Annotated in this window: 15 protein-coding genes; 8 read left to right on the top strand and 7 right to left on the bottom strand. The window is 52.5% G+C overall.

Annotation, left to right across the window (positions count from 1 at the left end):
- Positions 1-402 precede the first annotated feature (402 nt).
- Together B1748_RS00770 and B1748_RS00765 are read right to left on the bottom strand one after the other, a co-directional pair.
- Positions 403-1,149 (bottom strand): IclR family transcriptional regulator, encoded by a 747-nt coding sequence (locus B1748_RS00770; RefSeq protein ID WP_087565954.1) that lies wholly within the window; start codon positions 1,147-1,149, stop codon positions 403-405.
- A gap of 73 nt (positions 1,150-1,222) precedes the next feature.
- Entirely contained in the window at positions 1,223-2,110 is an 888-nt protein-coding gene (locus B1748_RS00765; protein ID WP_087565953.1) for a LysR family transcriptional regulator, read from the bottom strand.
- A gap of 125 nt (positions 2,111-2,235) precedes the next feature.
- On the opposite strand from B1748_RS00765, the gene B1748_RS00760 reads away from it, so the two are divergent.
- Positions 2,236-3,420: an MFS transporter gene (locus B1748_RS00760; RefSeq protein WP_087565952.1), complete on the top strand. Its 1,185-nt coding sequence runs from the start codon at positions 2,236-2,238 to the stop codon at positions 3,418-3,420.
- Positions 3,421-3,597: 177 nt separating this feature from the next.
- Here the strand turns inward: B1748_RS00760 and htpG are convergent, their stop codons facing one another.
- Positions 3,598-5,478: a molecular chaperone HtpG gene (htpG, locus tag B1748_RS00755; protein ID WP_087565951.1), complete on the bottom strand. Its 1,881-nt coding sequence runs from the start codon at positions 5,476-5,478 to the stop codon at positions 3,598-3,600.
- A 472-nt stretch (positions 5,479-5,950) separates the two neighbouring features.
- On the opposite strand from htpG, the gene B1748_RS00750 reads away from it, so the two are divergent.
- A complete protein-coding gene (locus B1748_RS00750; protein ID WP_087565950.1) occupies positions 5,951-6,775 on the top strand; it encodes a hypothetical protein in 825 nt (274 codons plus the stop codon).
- 298 nt (positions 6,776-7,073) lie between these two features.
- Here the strand turns inward: B1748_RS00750 and B1748_RS00745 are convergent, their stop codons facing one another.
- From B1748_RS00745 to B1748_RS00735, 3 genes are all read right to left on the bottom strand, one after another.
- Positions 7,074-7,478: a carboxymuconolactone decarboxylase family protein gene (locus B1748_RS00745; RefSeq protein ID WP_087565949.1), complete on the bottom strand. Its 405-nt coding sequence runs from the start codon at positions 7,476-7,478 to the stop codon at positions 7,074-7,076.
- 106 nt (positions 7,479-7,584) lie between these two features.
- A complete protein-coding gene (locus B1748_RS00740; RefSeq protein WP_087565948.1) occupies positions 7,585-9,228 on the bottom strand; it encodes a thiamine pyrophosphate-binding protein in 1,644 nt (547 codons plus the stop codon).
- Between the two features lie 14 nt (positions 9,229-9,242).
- Positions 9,243-11,477, bottom strand: a complete 2,235-nt coding sequence (locus B1748_RS00735; RefSeq protein ID WP_087565947.1) for a putative bifunctional diguanylate cyclase/phosphodiesterase — start codon at positions 11,475-11,477, stop codon at positions 9,243-9,245.
- 434 nt (positions 11,478-11,911) lie between these two features.
- On the opposite strand from B1748_RS00735, the gene B1748_RS00730 reads away from it, so the two are divergent.
- Both B1748_RS00730 and B1748_RS00725 read left to right on the top strand, forming a co-directional pair.
- Positions 11,912-13,486, top strand: coding sequence for a histidine kinase N-terminal 7TM domain-containing diguanylate cyclase (locus B1748_RS00730; protein ID WP_087565946.1), 1,575 nt, complete (start codon positions 11,912-11,914; stop codon positions 13,484-13,486).
- A 93-nt stretch (positions 13,487-13,579) separates the two neighbouring features.
- Positions 13,580-13,810, top strand: a complete 231-nt coding sequence (locus B1748_RS00725; RefSeq protein WP_087565945.1) for a hypothetical protein — start codon at positions 13,580-13,582, stop codon at positions 13,808-13,810.
- Positions 13,811-13,894: 84 nt separating this feature from the next.
- On the opposite strand, the gene B1748_RS00720 is transcribed toward B1748_RS00725, so the two are convergent.
- Positions 13,895-14,677 (bottom strand): sporulation protein, encoded by a 783-nt coding sequence (locus B1748_RS00720; RefSeq protein ID WP_087565944.1) that lies wholly within the window; start codon positions 14,675-14,677, stop codon positions 13,895-13,897.
- 192 nt (positions 14,678-14,869) lie between these two features.
- Between B1748_RS00720 and B1748_RS00715 the strand changes: the two genes are divergently transcribed.
- From B1748_RS00715 to B1748_RS00700, 4 genes are all read left to right on the top strand, one after another.
- The gene (locus B1748_RS00715) at positions 14,870-15,553 is read left to right on the top strand and encodes a response regulator transcription factor (protein ID WP_256975458.1); all 684 of its coding nucleotides are present in this window, start codon (positions 14,870-14,872) and stop codon (positions 15,551-15,553) included.
- Entirely contained in the window at positions 15,550-16,974 is a 1,425-nt protein-coding gene (locus B1748_RS00710) for a sensor histidine kinase (protein WP_087565943.1), read from the top strand. Before B1748_RS00715 ends, B1748_RS00710 begins: the two co-directional genes overlap by 4 nt.
- 100 nt (positions 16,975-17,074) lie before the next feature.
- Positions 17,075-17,995 carry an ABC transporter ATP-binding protein gene (locus B1748_RS00705; protein ID WP_087565942.1) on the top strand — a complete coding sequence of 307 codons (921 nt, stop codon included), beginning with the start codon at positions 17,075-17,077 and terminating at the stop codon, positions 17,993-17,995.
- Positions 17,992-18,702, top strand: a complete 711-nt coding sequence (locus B1748_RS00700) for an ABC transporter permease (protein ID WP_087565941.1) — start codon at positions 17,992-17,994, stop codon at positions 18,700-18,702. The genes B1748_RS00705 and B1748_RS00700 overlap by 4 nt, the downstream gene beginning before the upstream one ends.

Raw genomic sequence — 18,702 nt, 5'->3', positions numbered from 1 at the left:
GGCCCTCAGTTCCATTAGGCATTAAAATAAGGGCAGAATTCCTCAAATAAGCCCCCTCATTTCCGTCCCTCGCAATTGAAGCAATGCAACTGGAGCAATGGGCGTTCTTTGCTTGCTTGCATAGCGCCTGTCCGACTCTTGACGACGCCAACCGCAAAGATCAATTTGAACGCCGTGCTCGCCGTGCTCGCCGCGCTAATGCCGTTTATAACCTATTGATCATGCTTGCCGCTTCCTTTTGCGCGAATGACCTTCTGCCTTCGCAATCCAAGAATCCCTACCCTCAGCCTTTGAGGCAACGGGCAAACGCCTGCTGATGCAGGTTTATCCGCTACCGGGCTAACGCGTACTTTAGCCGCATCCGGGCAAAGGCCTAAAACGCCCGTCTATATGGGTCTACTGTCAAAACGATAATCTAGCCGATAATTGCTTAAGTTCTTTAAGCACTTTGGCCCCTTTAGTCTCCCACCGATGCTTGAGCATCGAACAACTGACGGCAGAAACCACTTGTCCGCCTCGTGTAATCGGAACAGCGACGCAGCAGAAACCTTGTACCGCTTCCTCCAAATCCTCGGCGTACCTTTGTTCTCTTACGATTGCCAGAGCCTTCTCCAACGTGTCGAGATCGGCGATCGTATTCGGAGTCATTTTTTGTTGCCAGGCATAGGCGCTATACAGCTCCGCTACCTGCCCGGGAGATCTTGCGGCTAAAAGCACTTTGCCCAGCGCCGTCGAGTGTGCCGGCAACCGCATGCCCGGCTCGGACATCAGCTTAACGGGACCGGGATACTCTTCTTTGGCCAAATACAGAACCTCTGTGCCTGCAAGCTCCGCCAGTTGTACCGTCTCCTCGATGACGGTTTTCGTTAACGCCGCTTCTATATGAAAGACGTCGATTAGATCATGATATTGAACGTATCCGCTCACGAATGCACCCATCGCTGTGCCCAGCCAATACGTATCGTCTTTGTCTTTACGAATCCAATTTAATTTCTCGAGCGTGTTAAGCACAGAAAACATCGAACTCTTATTAATGTCTGTTCGTTTGGATAACTCCATAAGCCGCAGCTTGCCCGGATGCTCCGCCACGAGTCGCAGCACACGATCTGCTCTCTCGATTGCTGGCACCCAATATTTATTGTCCGTCATTACTGCCCGCCTCGATTTCTTAGCTATTTTTGCGAACCATTATAACAAGCCAAAAACCCCGATTCAATAGCTCTCACTCTTTTGGACCACCAAAATAAGCAATCGTTTTCTGAATGAACAATTTGGCCGCTTGACCTAAATAACGGTCCGATTGATAGATGACGCAGAGATGCCTCTCAGGCGCTCCGCCTTCGATCTTTATACACCGGAACGCGGGATCGTTTATGCTTTCGATCAGGGCAATGGGCTGCACGGTCGCGCCGATATTGGCTTTTACAAGCTGCAGGATGGATGTGACCGAACCCGTCTCCATAATCGTTTTCATGACGAAGCCGTGCGACTTAAAGGTCACGTCTACGAGCGTTCTTCCAATCGCGCCGATCGGGTACATTACCATGCCGACCTCCTCCAGCTCCGCAAAAGCAATCGAATGGCGATCTGCCAATGGATGATGCTCCGATACCACTAATCCGTATTCCTCCGTACAAACCGGAATCGTTACGAGCCGCTCATCCTTCACGGGCATAAGCCCGACGCCGATATCCGCCTGTCCGGTCAGGACAAGCTGCTCGATTTCAATCGATGGCGTTATGCTAAGCTTGACTTGAGGGTACTCTTGATAATATTCGATCAGGAGCTGGGTGATCCGGTAATCCAAATCCGAAGGCAGGACGCCGACGGATACCGTTCCCAGCCGAAAACTTCTCAGATCGTGGATGGAGTCTCTTGCATATTGCATCCTTCGCAAGATGTCTCCGCCCTGCTCTCTCAGCATTCTCCCCGCTTCGGTGAGGGCGATTCGTTTGCCGATCCGATCGAATAACGTTACCCCGAATTCATTTTCCAAGGCGCGGATTTGCAAGCTTAGCGTCGGCTGGGATACGCCCAGCTTCTCCGCCGCTTTCGTCACGTGCAATTCCTCGCAGACCGCCAGGAAATATTCCAGCTGACGAAACTCCATCGTCATCCCCCTCGATCATTGTCAAAACTTATCATCATCATAGTTTTCATTGTATTGATTAATCGGTCCTATCGCAATACACTAGATCATATTCCACAATGAATGAATACAGGAGGACCGCCATCATGCGCAAAACAACATTGCTTCTTCTAGCGTTATTTCTCGCTTCCCTTAATTTGAGGCCAGCCATTACCTCCCTCGCTCCCATGCTGGAGACGATTCGGCAAGCGCTTGGCATTAGCGGCACGATCGCAAGCTTGCTCACCTCCATTCCGGTTCTGTGCATGGGCTTGTTCGCGCCAACCGCCGTTATCTGGAGCCGGAAGTGGGGATTGGAGCGCACGATCATGATCGCGGTGACGCTCATCGGAATCGCCACGGCCGCCCGCTACTTTGCCTTTTCGTCCGGCATCCTGCTTGCCAGCGCGTTTGCTGCGGGCATCGGAATCGCGGTTGCCGGTCCGCTTCTATCCGGCTTTATCAAAAAAAACTTCGCCGACAAAGCTTCCTCCATCGTCGGCATCTATTCCATGGCGCTCGTCGTTGGCGCCGCAGTCAGCGCCGGACTTTCCGTACCTTTGCAAACCGCTTTCGAAGGGTCCTGGCAATCGTCTGCCGCAATATGGGCTTTATTTGCTTTCATCGCTCTGCCTTTATGGATCTATCTGACCAGGAAGAATCGTATTGGCCTCGTATCCCAGCCATCATCGTCTGGCAGCATTAAGCTGCCAATACGCAATAAACGCGCGTGGCTGCTCACGCTCTATTTTGGCCTGATGGCCTTCGAATTTTATTCCATCACTGCATGGCTGGCCCCCACCGTGGAAAGCATGGGTTACGACGCCGGTTTCGCGGGAGCCATGTTGACCTTGTTTACGTTCATCCAAATACCGGTCAGCCTGCTTATTCCGTTCCTCATGTCCCGGTTCCCGCGAAGGCTGGTATGGCTGCTCGCCTGCGGATCGCTGGAGCTGATTGGTTTGGCTACGCTCGCTATGTCCGGCAACCCTTGGTTCTCCACGATCTTGCTTGGTCTTGGCGCCGGGGGACTGTTCCCGATCGCGCTGATGCTGCCGATCGAGGAAACCTCCGACGCGGAATCCGCGAGCTCCTGGTCTGCCTTAAACCAATCCGGCGGATATGTGATCGGCGCGATGGGACCGATTCTTGTCGGCTGGACGCATGACGCAACCGGCGGCTTCGCGCTCGCCTTCGCGGGACTCGCCGCCATCGCCATCGTGATGATGATCGTGCAACTGCGAATTGGCAACAGAAAGCCGATTCCTGCAGCTAAGCGCAGCGCCGCCTAACGACAATTATTGCCGGGGAAATGGTCTTTTCGGCATATGCTGCTTCTTCGAGAAAAGAGCTCATCTCCTACTTTAGTTTCGTAGAAAATGAGCTCTTTTTGTTTTGTGGACCCGCTTTAGTGCCTTCGATGCTTCAAGCGAGCCCTATTTATGATGTTAGTGCGAGTCTCCGCGATGTTACACCATCACTTTACAAATATCGTTCGTAAATTCCACTGGATCCTGGAGTGGAAGTCCTTCGATCAACAGAGCTTGGTTGTACAGCAGCTGCGTATACAAATTAAACTTCTCTTTGTCAGAGCCGTGTGCGTTCTTAAGCGATTGGAATACGTCGTGGTTAACATTAATTTCCAGAACCTTGTCCGCTTTCACGTCGCCGCTGTCCGGCATCGCTTTAAGGATTTTCTCCATCTCAATGGAGAGCTCTCCTTCAGCGGAGAGGCAAACGGGATGACTTCTCAAACGTTTGGAAGCTTTGACGGACTTCACTTTGCCGGAGAGCAGCTCTTGCATGCTGTCGAACAATTCCTTGTTCGTGTCCGCTTCCTTTTCGGACTCCTTATCCTTTTCGTCCTGCTCGAAACCAAGATCGCCGCTGGAGATGGAGCGGAACTCTTTCTCCTTGAAGTTCATGATCATTTTGATCGCGAACTCGTCGATGTCGTCCGTCAGATACAGAATTTCGTAACCTTTCTCCAGCACGACTTCGATTTGCGGGAGCTTTTCGATCCGCGCGATCGATTCGCCGGCCGCGTAATAGATGTACTTCTGATCCTCCGGCATGCGGGATACGTATTCTTCAAGGCTGACCAGCTTGTTCTCCTTGGAGGAGTGGAATAGCAGCAGCTCTTGCAGATCGGCTTTGTTCATACCGTAATCGTTGTAAACGCCGAACTTCAGCTGACGGCCGAACGCTTTGTAGAACTTCTCGTAGTTGTCGCGATCATCCTTCTGCATCCCTTGAAGCAGGCTTTTGATTTTGTTCTTGATGTTCTTCGCGATCAGCTTCAACTGGCGGTCATGCTGCAGCAGCTCGCGGGAGATGTTGAGCGACAGGTCCTCGGAGTCGACCATCCCCTTAACGAAGCTGAAGTAATCCGGCAGCAGATCGGCGCATTTGTCCATGATCAGAACGCCATTGGAGTACAGCTCAAGCCCTTTGGCATATTCCTTCGTGTAATAATCGAACGGCGCGTTCTCCGGAATGTACAGAATCGCGTTGTACACGACGGCTCCGTCGGCGCTGATGTGAACATGCTTAAGCGGCTTGTCGAAGCCGTAACGTTTCTCCGCATAAAATGCGGCGTAATCCTCGTCCGTCAGCTCGTTTTTGTTCCGGCGCCAGATCGGCACCATGCTGTTGAGCGTTTGCTCTTCAATCGTTTCCTCGAACTCGCCCTCGCTGCCTTCCTTCGGACGCTGGCTTGTCATATCCATCTTGATCGGATAACGGATAAAGTCGGAATATTTTTTAATAATCGCGCGCAGACGATACTGCTCCAGGAACTCGTCGTATTGCTCGTCCTCCGTATTCTCCTTGATGCGAAGCACGATTTCGGTACCGACTGAAGCTTTCTCAGCTGGCGTAATCACATAACCGTCGGCGCCTTCGGAGACCCATTGGTATGCCTGGTCGCTGCCAAGCGCCCTTGTCGTTACTTTTACTTCGTCGGCCACCATAAATGCGGAGTAGAAGCCTACGCCGAACTGACCGATAATGTTATGGCCATCCTTTGCTTCGTTCTGCTGCTTAAACGCCAGCGATCCGCTCTTCGCGATAACGCCGAGGTTATTCTCGAGCTCCTCCTGCGTCATGCCGATGCCGGTATCCGTCAGAGTCAACGTACGAGCGGACTTATCTGCCGTCACTTTAATGAAATAATCTTCTTTATTGAAAACAAGGCTGTCGTCCGTCAACGCTTTGTAATAAATTTTGTCGATGGCATCACTCGCGTTTGAGATCAGCTCCCGCAAGAAAATCTCCTTTTGCGTATAAATCGAATTAATCATCATCTCCAGCAGTCGTTTGGATTCCGCCTGGAATTGCTTCATAACCATGAATGCGCTCTCCTCTCAATAGTGGAACTATGTAATCGGGCTCCGTAGTCGGCTTGTCCGACACTTCGTGTTAGCACTCATTCATCAGGAGTGCTAATCCCTCCTTTTATATACCATATCTATAATTTTGATGTCAACTCTTTCGTTGGTTCTTTCGTTCTTTCGTTCTTTCGTTCTTTCGTTCTTTCGTTCTTTCGTTGGCTTCCGTTTGTATCGCGGTTATCCGTTTGACTCCCAATCGGTTCTACTTATGCAGATGCAGCTCCTTTATCCTCCGTTTGAAGCCATGCATAGTTTTCTAAATCACAACAAAATCACCCTTGCGAGTGATTGGAAGTTAATGTATGCAAGTACGCCTCTCCTAACAACCTATGATAGACAGCAGAGGCGCTATTTTGTCGATTTTCGACATTTTCGAATTAAAAAAGTCCTTATTCGCTTCGGTTAACACAACCCAGCGAGCGTGGAGCGAATGGACTATGATAGCGGATATATCCGCTTTATTCGGCTGTGCCGAGGGCGCTCGGACTATTATAGCGGATTTATCCGCTTTATTGAGCTGAGCCGGGGGCGCTCGGACTATTATAGCGGATTTATCCGCTTTATTCGGCTGTGCCGGGGGCGCTCGGACTATTATAGCGGATTTATCCGCTTTATTCGGCTGTGCCGGGGGCGCTCGGACTATTATAGCGGATTTATCCGCTTTATTCGGCTGTGCCGGGGGCGCTCGGACTATTATAGCGGATTTATCCGCTTTATTCGGCTGTGCCGGGGGCGCTCGGACTATTATAGCGGATTTATCCGCTTTATTCGGCTGTGCCGGGGGCGCTCGGACTATTATAGCGGATTTATCCGCTTTATTCGGCTGTGCCGGGGGCGCTCGGACTATTATAGCGGATTTATCCGCTTTATTCGGCTGTGCCGGGGGCGCTCGGACTATTATAGCGGATTTATCCGCTTTATTCGGCTGTGCCGGGGGCGCTCGGACTATTATAGCGGATTTATCCGCTTTATTCGGCTGTGCCGGGGGCGCTCGGACTATTATAGCGGATTTATCCGCTTTATTCGGCTGTGCCGGGGGCGCTCGGACTATTATAGCGGATTTATCCGCTTTATTCGGCTGTGCCGGGGGCGCTCGGACTATTATAGCGGATTTATCCGCTTTATTCGGCTGTGCCGGGGGCGCTCGGACTATTATAGCGGATTTATCCGCTTTATTGAGCTGAGCCACAAGGTTGTACTGCTAACGGACAGGAGCGTCACTATTTTTCGAATAAATGATGTTTCTAAAATCTAACGGACACACGCGCCTCTATTTGCACCATCCGAGCGGCATTTTGCTATAATTTGGCCATATAACGGCGCTCCTGTCCGTTAGAATATGAAACTTAAGCAAAACAGGCTATTAATGTCTCGTGAGTCCGTTAGCTTCAGGACCGGTCCCTTTTTTATAAGTGTAACTCCGTTCATTATCCTCATTTGAAATATTATCTTATTTTGAAAAAAAGCTGCCGCATCACAGATGCGGCAGTCATAATTATTCCAAATAATATTTTTTAAAATAAATTTCCAATATCGAATCGACTGGACGATCCTCAGTCAACGATTTCGCTCTCGCCTGGCTTGATGCCGAGCTCCTCGAATATGCGCATGGTCACGAACAAGGCGCTGATCGACTTTGGGAATCCCGCATATGGCAAACAATTCATAATGGCCTCTATAATTTCATCGGGCGTGAGCCCTGCGTTAAGTCCACCGTGAATGTGGAAGTCCAATTGCGCATCGGAACCGGATGCGATCAAAGCGGAGATCGCGACGAGCGACCTCTGCTTGTGATCGAGGCCCGGCCTGGAATAAATCATGCCATACGGGAAAGATACGATCATATTCGCGAAATCCGGACTAAATTTCTTCACTTTCTCAACCGTTGCTTGCAGCATCTCCGGGCCAACCATCTTGCTCAGCGTCTCGATTCCTTTGTCATACGCCTCCGAATTCATCGTACTCCCCCTTACCTATCCTTAAATAAAAACTTGCATCATGTGATACGCGAAACCCTGCATACATTCGCGCATCCATCTATATGTCGGCCGATTACAGCCGAAATTAGGCCATCGACAACAGCCGCGTCAAGATCGGCGGGATTTCCAGCGGATCGACCATCACTTCGATCACGGTCGGTCCGTTCGCGGTTAGCGCCGCCTGAACGGCTTCACGGATATCTCTCGGGTGGTGGCAGCGATAAGCCGCTGCTCCCATCGACATCGCGAATCCGCTGACATCGAGGGGATGCTCGTATACAGCGCCTACGGAGCGGCCCGTATTGTAGGACATCCCCTTATCCACCATGTCCAGTCGGCCGTTGTTCAAAACAAAAAAGATAACGGGTACGCCATGGCTGACCGCCGTCGATATTTCGGTTCCCTGCATCAGGATGCAGCCGTCGCCGGTAATACAGACGACTGGCTTATCCGGCTTCGCAAGCTTCGCGCCTATGGAATAACCGATTGCGGCGCCCATTGCAATAAATACTTCATCGAAGTAGAAGGTACCCGTGCAAGGCATATCCAGATGCTGCACGGCATAAAAGGAGTGGCTGCCCGCATCTCCGAACATAATCGCATCCTCGGGCAACGAAGCACGCAGCGCGCGGAACGATTCCCCTGCTTCCATCGGGACGCGCTGGTAACGCTCCGGATCATAGCCGGGCAGCGGCTTCAATTTGTAATCGTCCGGTCGGCCTTTGGCGCCGGCCGTATGTATGACTTGACTCAGGTTGGCCTTTAAGTCGCCAAGCACGATCTCCGTATATACATCCACCGACTTGCCCGCGAACGTCAGATCATATTCGAATTGCAGCATATGCTTTGGCTTCATCTCTTCCGTAAAACCAGACAACTGCATGTCGCACAGCTTGCTGCCGATGACGATCATCAGATCGATTCCGGATACCATATAGTCCATCGCGGTTGGCGACCCGCCCAGCCCATAACCTCCATGGTACAAGGGATGGGTTGTCGGGAATGCGCTCTTGCCTCCTGGCGCGGTAACGACGGGAATACGCCAATGTTCGGCGATGATCCGAATCTCCTCGAACGCTTCCGCCGTAACTGCGCCTTTGCCGAGGAACAACACGGGACGAGCTGCCTCGTCCAGCATCGCGACCGCCCGATCAACGCTTCGGGCGATCACCGGCGATGCGTAGTCCGGCATCATAACCTGGAAGTCCTCGATCTCTTCCATTAATACATCAAACGGGATGCAGAGATGTACTGGCCCCTTCTCCCCATGATAGGCTCTTTCGATAGCATGTCTTAGATATAACGGGAGCAGATCCCCGCGTTCGACCCTTGCGCTAAACAGTGTAACCGGCTCGAACATCTTTACAAGATCCATGCCGAATTGGCTGGAATCCTGACTGAGCGCCTTGCCTGTATCCTGCATGGAAGGTTGTCCGGTAATAAACAGCACGGGAACCCCGAATTCCTTGGCCTGCCCGGCGGAAGTAATCATATTGGTGCCGCCGGGTCCCGATGTTGCGATGGCTACGCCTAACGAGCCGCTCGCAAGAGCGTAACCCGAAGCCTCGAAGCCGCAGCCCGTTTCATGACGGCCCAGCACATATTGAATTTCCTGACTGTCCAGCTCCAGCATGAGCGGGGATATCGATTTGCCCGGGATGCCGAATACATGCTTTACACCCCAGCGCTTGAAATGTTCTACTATGATCGAATATACCTTTTTTTTCATTTGGTCTCCTTCATCTAATACTCGTAATGGCCATACGGTTTCAAAATACCTTCCATTTGCTCGGCAGGCAGCGGCCGGTGGAAGTAATATCCTTGCACCTCGCGGCATCTCAGCCGCTTTAAATAATTTAATTGATCCTCGGTCTCCACGCCCTCCGCGATGACGTCAATTCCCAAGTTGTAGGCCATGGCGATGATAGTAGACACAATGTCGGCGTCGATGGAATCCGTCATAATATCCCTTACGAACGACTGGTCGATCTTAAGCCTGTCAATCGAAAATAACTTCAAGTAATAAAGATTGCTGTAGCCTGTGCCGAAGTCGTCGATGCACACATGGATTCCCAGCTTTTTGAGATCTCCAAGCACTTCGATCGCAAAATCAACATCCATCGTCATCGATTCCGTAATTTCCAATTCCAGCAACGAGGGATCGAGCCCCGTTTCCAACAGAATTTTCTGCACGGTCTCCACCAGATCACGCTTTAGAAATTGCCTTGTCGACAAATTAACGGAAATTTTCATCGGCGATACGCCTTGATCGATCCATGCCTGATTTTGAAGACATGCGGTTCGCAGCACCCATTCTCCGATGGGCACAATTAATCCCGTCTCTTCGGCGATAGGGATAAACTTGGAAGGCGACACGAGTCCCAGCGTAGGATGGTTCCAGCGCAACAGCGCCTCCGTTCCGATAATATTCCCGGTCTCCAGCTCGATCTGCGGCTGATAATGCAAAACGAACTCATTGTTATGCAGGGCCTTCCGAATGGAGCTCTCCAACGTGAGCTGCTCCATGCCGATACTGCTCTTTGCGGCTTTATAAAGCGCGTAATTGTTTTTGCCCCCGTCCTTGGCCAGGTACATCGCGATATCCGCGCGTTTCATCAGCGTCTCCGCATCTGTCCCATCCTGCGGATAGAAAGCAATGCCGAGACTTGACGTAATGTAGAATTCGTATTCGTCAATCTCGAACGGCGTCTCGAATGCCTTAATGATGTCATCCGCTACCTTGATAATCTCTTCCTGACTTTTTATGTCCTTCACGACGATCGTGAATTCATCCCCGCCCATGCGGGCCACGAAGTGCTTGGAGTTGCGGCAGCAATTTTTAAGTCGTCCAGCGACCAGCTTCAGCAAGGCATCCCCGTTGTTATGACCAAGATTATCATTAATTTTCTTAAAGCTGTCGAGGTCAAGGAACATTAAGCCGAACGGGCTGCGCTCGCCTTCTTGCGAGTCCAGGAGCTTCGTCAGATGCTGCGTAAAGAAGCGGCGATTCGGCAAGCCGGTCAAATCGTCGTGGTAGGCGAGATGATTAATCTGCTTCTCGGCCTTGGATCTCTCCGTGATATCGCGAAATTGAGCAAAGGCTCCCATAATCAGGCCCTTCTGGTCATAGATCGGGAAGGCGTCGAACAGGCAGACAAGCCGCTCGTCTTGATTCTTCTGCTTAATGCTGATCTCCATATCCTCATAGACAATGCCGTAATGGAGAACCTCGTTAATGTATTGGCTAATCTTAAGCTCGACGATCGACTTGTGAAGCACGTCCTGCTTCTTTAGATCCGTAATATACTCGGCGAACTGATTATATTCGGTAATTTTGCCCTCGCGGTCGGTAATGATGATGCCGTTTCTCGTCGTCTCGATAACCACTTGATTAAGAATATGTAGTCTTCTGTTCTGCTTTTTGAGCAGGAGCTCGCGCTCGATGGAATCTACCACCGTGCACAACATCGCCAGCAGGAACGGATTATGCTGGTCGATCGTCGTCATTATGGTTATCGTGCCTAAGAGGCTGCTGACATCGGTGTGTTGGAACGGTACGGAATAACAAGCACTTTCTTCCAAAAAGTGAAAGTAATGATCCCTCCCGATCAACTGGAACGGCTCTCGATGATCCAGTGCCAGGTTTATACTGTTCGTACCTGCTTCTTTCTCCGTGAAGACAAGTCCGATCTTGATGCCGGACTGGCTGACGATGGTTTTGATCGTCTCGTCCCCGGCCATCTCCAGAATACATCCGTTCTCATCCGAGATGAGAATCAGCAGCGGCAGCCCCTTCATGAGCTCCAGCATCTTGTTGACAAAAAAATTAATGACGGACAAAATCTCCTCGTACTCCATGCGCTTGCTCGCGAGCTCCGCTTCTGTCAGTATAGTCGTGAACGCCGGCACGACCTCGGGGTTAATGCCGAGCAGCTTGCACCTGTTTTGCGATTGCCGCAGCCAAATCTCGTTATCCATCTTGTTCCTCGCTTCCAACCATCCATCTATGAAATCACAAGGTGAAACGGCTGCGCCATCGCGAAGCGCGTTTCATTCCGAGAATTATAGGTCAAGTATAGTGAAAGCATATACTTTCCTATAATTTAAAAAAACATAATCTATGAAAAAAGCCAGCCTCATAGACTATGCAAGGTTAGTCGATCTGGCTGACGTTAGGCAATGAGTAATAAGGGATTTATAGACTATTTGAACTTGTACTTACACCTTTTATCTATTTTACTTCACGGATTGTCAACGTTCAACAGTAATATGCAGGAATTTGCAGGAAAATTGGGGATTTGGCGATTTTCTCAAAAATGCCGACTCGAATACTGCGCTTTTATTTGTTTCGTCGAACGCGTCAACTGTGATACGATAAAAAAGACAATGATCACGAATGGAGGACTTCCTTCATGCAGCTGGATTTGACGCCGTACATCTCGTTGATTACGACCTCGGGCGTGCTTAATACCTTCCTGTGCCTATACGTCTTTTTCAAAAAAAGAGAATTCCCCGAAGCCCGGCTGCTAGTCTGGTGGACAGCCCTGCAATCGGTCTATATCTTCGCCTTCGCCTTCGAGCTTGCCAGCGATACATTGGAAGAAATAAAGAGATGGGGCGTCGTGGAATATATCGGCATCGCCTTTACGCCCGTAGTGGGACTGCTCCTTATCATGCGTTATATTGATTGGAACATATCGAGAAGAACAGCTCGCGCGATGTTTATCATACCGGCCATTACGTTCCTGCTCGTCGCAACGAACGAAAGTCATCATCTCTTCTACAAGGATGTTTACCTCCGTTCCGATACGCCCACGCCCATGGCCGACATCGTCATCGGTGACTGGTATATCGTACATGGAGCCTATACGTTCGGTTGTCTGTTCGCTGGCGCCATCCTGCTGCTCAGGCAGTGGTTCAAGACCAAAAAAACCTTCCGTATCCAATTGCTCACTTTGCTCTGCGGACAGAGCTTGCCCATGATCGGAGCCTTCCTCTATCTGATCGGCGCTACGCCATATGGCGCGGATCCCGTACCGTTTATTCTCAGCATCACCTCGGCCCTGTATATATGGGCCATTCTCTCTACGCGCCTCCTCATGATAGTGCCCATAGCCAAGGAAAATATATTCGAGAGTATGAGAGAAGGCGTCATCGTGCTCGACCGGTCGGGACGTCTGATCGATTATAATAAAGCGGCTTCCCGGATGATTCCCGCGCTCCGCAGAAGCTTGCTCGGCAAAAGGCTTGTCGATATATGGGAAAATCTGACCGGCTTGCCGCACTATGGACTTAAGCGGCCGGGTGCAGATGAGACGGTACAGGAGCTGCAGTGGGAGAGCGGCGGCGTCCTTTCGATTTACCAGGCCAAATTATCGATCGTCCGTGGCCGGGGCGGCGATGTGATCGGAGATCTGCTTATGCTGGTCGATGTTACAGAACAGAAGCGGCTTGAGGAGCAGCTTCGTCATATGGCTTATTACGACGGCTTGACTGGCATCTATAATCGAACGCAGTTCATCATTCGCGCCAAGGAACAGCTCGAGCTGTCCGCTTTGCGGGAACGCCCGACCTCCGTCATCCTGTTCGATATCGATAACTTCAAAGCATTCAACGACTCGTACGGTCACGAGACGGGCGATGAAGTGCTGCGCCACGCAGCCGCCGTCTGCCAGCGCGAGCTGAAGCCGGACATGCTTTTCGCGAGATATGGCGGCGAGGAATTCGTCGTAGCGCTTCATGGCGAGTTGCCGGAGAGCGCGGACTTGATCGCGGAGCGGCTGCGGATCGCCCTGTCCGGCAATACGCTGGACACCCCAGCACACGGAAGCCTCACCGTGACCGCCAGCTTCGGCGTCGCTTCCTCGGCGGACAGCGCCGCAAGTTTGGAGACACTCCTAAGGGAAGCAGATGCTGCCCTGTACGAAGCGAAGCGAGGCGGACGCAACCGGGTTTGCCGCTATCAAGGACGTTTGGCGGCGACTTAGACTGGTAGACAGGCTGTTGCCGCACTTTGGCGGATCAGATCACTTCCACTATGAAACGGCTGTCGTTGCACTTTGGCGAAAAAAAGGGCTCGCATGAACGCGAATCAGCGGTTGCGCGGACCTTTTTCCATTACGTTGTTTACACTGTGGCGGCAAAGTTATCCAACTCTCCTGAACCATTTCGGCGACATGCTTGCAACGAGTCGGGAACCATGGGACGGGATGGGGCGTAACCGTGCAAGATATTCCAAAGGCGTTAATAACGACTATGGAGCTCCGATTGGCAGCACAAAAGAGCTGTCCAATAGGATCGATGAATGGTAATTGTACATCATCGACCCTGAGACAGCTCCTATACTAACTTCGCTTTCTACTAACTTCGTTTTCTACTTACTTCGCCCCGGCAGCTTAATGAGAATAGCGCGATATCACATTGTTGAGAAGAGAAGCCACGTATTGCGGTCCTTGCGCAAAATCGGCTTCTTTGACCACGACCTTTACGAAGCTTTCGTCCGTATCCATAGCTTCGGCGAACAAACCGAACAGATTTTTTGCACGACGGTCAATCTGCAGCAGCAGCTCCAGCTCGCTGCCTCGATTGCGCAGGAACACGAGCTCCACCTCGTCCAGCTGTCCGCGATAAGCACCGCCGTACGGCACCCATTCGAACTCTTGCACGAACGGAGAAGAGTCTCCGATTCGAGGCGCGTAGACCGTTTCCGCTTCGCGGAGCTTGAAGCCCAGCGATTCGATCGCCTGCAAAACCATGTGCATAGGCTGGGTCGGCACAACTTCGATATAATCGTTGTCCGTCGGATCAACGGAGGAGCGAATATCCGCCGACGTCTTGATCCACACCGGCGATCTGCCGATGGACAGCGGCGTATTGGGAGCCAGGTAGAAGCTGAAGCCGATTTCCCTGTTTTCGCCCGCGCGCACCGTTACAGGCGGAGAGACGCGTACCTTGCCAAGCTCCACGTTCTGCTTCAACTTGCTATCGTTCACTTCTTTGATGTAATAAGTCATGATGGACAAATCAATGCCTTCGATCTGCTGATCGACCGAACCTCCATAAATGCGTACCACACCGCGCACCTCGTCGCCGGGACTATAGGATGTGCGCTCAAGCAGCGTATCCACCTTCGCCGCCCCAATTCCCACGCTCGCCATCATGCGGTTGAACAATGACATGGAATCCACTCCTTCTCGTATCATTACCTCATAACCAACTATTACGAAACACCCTAGCAAATGGTATCAGCAACATCATAACAAATTTTCACAATTTGTGTACGGCTACTTGAACAGACTTTCCGGCAGGCTTTCGCGGCAGGGAGTCTTCGTATATAATTTTCGAAAAACGGGTGCGAGGGGACGATCGACTTGACTACTAACTCCATTAAGTTGCTTTATATCGAGGACGACACGGAAATAGGAGAGCTTGTAACGGAGCAGCTCCGGGCCAAATCATACGAGGTGAAATGGCTTAAAAGCGGCGAGGAGGCTTTGCGGGAAGCCGAGGGCTGCAGCTTGGTCGTGCTGGACGTCATGCTGCCCGGTCTTGACGGCTTCACGATAGGACAAAGACTGAAGAAAGCGAATCCGGATCTGCCTATCCTGATGCTGTCTGCTCGAACGTCCATCGATGACAAGCTGCAAGGCCTTGAATTCGCGGATGATTACGTGACCAAGCCATTCCATCCCGACGAATTGTCGGCCCGGATCGAAGTGCTCCTCCGCCGCGGCGGAAGACGCTCCAGCGAACCGACCAAGGTAAAGCATCTGCTTGTTTATGAGGCAGAAAACCGGATCGTGCATGCGGATACCGGAGAAGAGCTCGCCCTCGGGGGCAAGCAGTTCCACATCTTCATGTTTCTGTTCCGCCATCTGGGGCAAATTCTGACCAAGGAGCAAATCTACGAGGCGGTATGGGGCGAATCTTATCTGGACGGGGATAAGACGCTTATGGTACATATCCGGCACTTGCGCGAGAAGATCGAGAAGGACCCCGCTTCGCCCGAAGTCGTCGAGACGATTCGCGGGCTGGGTTATCGGGTACGGGCATGAACAAACGCAACGATTCGCAAGCTCCCGTACGCAAGTCGCGTCTCCTGCCGGGCTCGCTGCAGGGACAATATTTAATCATCGTGCTGGCCGCATTCCTGTTCATTCCCGTCATTATCCCGCTTGCCAGTCTCACCTACACCATCGTTCAGTGGAGCTCGAAATCAGATATGGAGAGCGGCGCCAAGTATGGCGGGACGTCTGGTCTTTTGTCGGATTGGCATGCGCATGCAGCCAATATGGAAGGCAAGTCGGATGCGGCCATCGACGAAGCTCTCATCGAGCTGAAAAGACGCTATCCCGAAGCCTCCATGTTCTGGGTCGACGCAAATGGCGCGACAAGGAGTCAACTGCCGCCTCAGCTCGATATTCCGGCGCAATGGACGCCGGAGGAGGCCATCCGGTTTATGAAGGCAAGCATCGGGAAAGATCCCTATACGGTCATCGCTTTCCTCGGCAAGGAAAATGCCGGTTCTTCCTTTATGACGATCCGAATGCCGCGCGAAGCGATCTCCACGGGCAATCCGAACGGCTCCGGGACGCCGTATTACATCGCCTTCGTCTTTGTCATGTTCTCGGTGTTCGTAGCCATGTCGCTCTTGTTCTTCCGCCACATCCGCAGACGGCTCCTTCGCCTGCAATCCGCTATGGCGCGGCAGGATGAGCACGGCATCCCGGAACCCGTCGCGATCAAGCGCTGGGACGAAATCGGAGCGCTGGAATACTCCTTCAACGGCATGGTCGCCCAGCTCAGGGACAGCCGGCAGCGCCAGAGCGAAGAAGAACAGCTGCGCAAGTCGCTCGTCGCGAATTTGTCGCATGATCTGCGCACTCCGCTCACGATTATGCAGGGGCATCTCTACCAATTGCGCGAGGAGCCGCTTAGTCCGAAGGGGCAGCAATCCGTATCGGTCATGCAAGGCAAGGCCGAAGGGTTGGGCGAGCTTATTGACAACCTGCTTGCCTATACGCTCATGACCAGCGGGCGCTATAAGCTGACCCTGGAGGCTGTTGACATCGTCCGGCTGGCGAGAGAATCCGCCGCAAGCTGGTATCCGCTCTGGGAACGGGAAGGTCTCGAGGTCGACGTTCGGCTACCCCATGAGCAGCTGATATGGCAAGGCGATCGCGCGGGCTTGCAGCGCATGCTGGACAATTTATTCCAGAATGTCGTTCGCCATGCCCGGGATGGCGGTTATATCGGCTTAGCGTTGGAGAAGCGGCACGGACGGCCATGCCTCGTCGTCTCCGACAAAGGCCGGGGTCTGAACTCCGAATCCTCTGCCACAGGGGCGGGCGTCGGACTTGCCATCGTGGATTATTTGGCCGACAGCATGGGACTTGTCCGCGAAACGGCAAGCTCGGAGGAAGGGACGCGGGTGTATTTGTACGAAAAGACGAACGACGGGCGCGGCTATTTTTAAAGAGGTTGTTCAATTTGAACTCGCATTTAAACGAAATTTAACCTTCGATGTACACGGGACTTAACCTTGAGACGTTAATCTGGATCTCGAGGTGATCGACTTGAAAGAATGGATAATCGAGACAAGAGGTCTCGGCAAGAGGTACAAGGGGCGCTACGCGGTATCCAACCTGAATCTGCAAATCGCAAAAGGGGAAATATACGGTTTCCTGGGGCCGAACGGCGCGGGCAAAACAACGACGATCCGCATGCTGCTCGGTCTGATCAAGCCATCCGGAGGGTCTATTCGGATCTTCGGGCGACCGCTGGAGAAGGACCGGCTGTCTATTCTACGGAAGGTCGGCTCGCTGGTGGAATATCCGTCGAACTATGGACATCTGACCGCCGTTCAAAATCTCGAGGCGATTCGCCGCATCATCGGCGTGCCTGCGAGCCGAATCGATGAGGTTCTCGCTATCGTCGGATTGACGAAGGAAGCAAAGCGCCCGGTTAAAGGATATTCGCTCGGCATGAAGCAACGCCTGGGTATAGCGAGCGCTCTGCTCGGCAACCCGGAGCTGCTCATCCTGGATGAGCCCACCAACGGCCTCGACCCGTCCGGCATACTGGAAATTCGCGAGCTGATCAAGGAGATGCCGCGCCAATACGGCATTACCGTGCTCATCTCCAGCCATCTGTTGAGCGAAGTGGAGCAAATGGCTAGCGTCGTCGGCATCATTCGCCGCGGGGAGCTGGTGTTCCAGGATACGATCAACAGCTTGCGTACGCAGTCGCAAAGCGCCGTCACGCTCCGCGTCTCGGAACGCGAAGACGCCTTGGGCGTGCTGGCGAGCCGCGGTATCGAAGCCGCGATCGGCGCGGGCGACTCCACGCTGTCGCTCGGCAGCGCCGGAGACGCCGCCGTAGCCCTGGCCGTCAAAGAACTGGTGCAATCCGGCCATGCCGTCTATCGGGTGGAAGAAGATCGCAAGACGCTGGAGAAGCTGTTCCTCGAAATCGTCGGGGAGGATGGAAGCTTATGATCGTTCAAGCGATAAGATCCGATCTGCTCAAGATCAACGGCAAAGGACTGTGGTTCCTGACCTTCCTCGCCCCGGTCGGCTTAATCGCGATGCAAGGGCTGAATTACGGTCTCCGTTACGATTATATGATAAAAGCCTACGCCGGCGATCCCTGGGGCGGCCTGCTGGACAATATTTTGATGTTCGTTCCCATCGCGCTTTTGATGGGCATTACCATTCTGAGCTCTATGCTGGCCAATGTCGAGCATCATACAAGCGCGTGGAAGCAGCTGCTCGCGCTGCCGATCTCGCGATACGCGGTGTTCGGCTCCAAATTTGCCATTGTCGCGTTGCTGCTTGCCGTTGCCAGCATCGTGCTCGCACTCGGCTCCTTCGGACTCGGCCTGCTGCTCGGCTTCGATGCGGCGGACTTCCCCGTGACCGATGCTATAAAGCTGGCGGCTTATCCCTATCTGGCATCCTGGACGCTGCTGACTCCGGTGCTGTGGATGTGCGTGACTTACCGCAACCAGTCTCTGCCGATTACGATCGGAATCGTTGCCGCCTTGATCTCGGTGTTCCCTCTCTCGGAGTGGGTGCCCACCAACTGGCCGCTTGCTTCCTACAAGGCAGAAAACGGCGAAACCTTCGTCCTGGCCGGACTAATCATCGGACTTGCGATTTTGCTGCCGGCTGCCGTCCATTTCAATCGAAAGGACGTGAACTGA

Origin of the sequence: Paenibacillus sp. MY03 (assembly GCF_002165585.1) — a bacterium.
In the GTDB taxonomy this organism is placed as follows: domain Bacteria; phylum Bacillota; class Bacilli; order Paenibacillales; family Paenibacillaceae; genus Pristimantibacillus; species Pristimantibacillus agaridevorans.
Note: the sequence above shows the minus strand (reverse complement) of the source record. Positions and strands in the feature narration are given on the sequence as shown.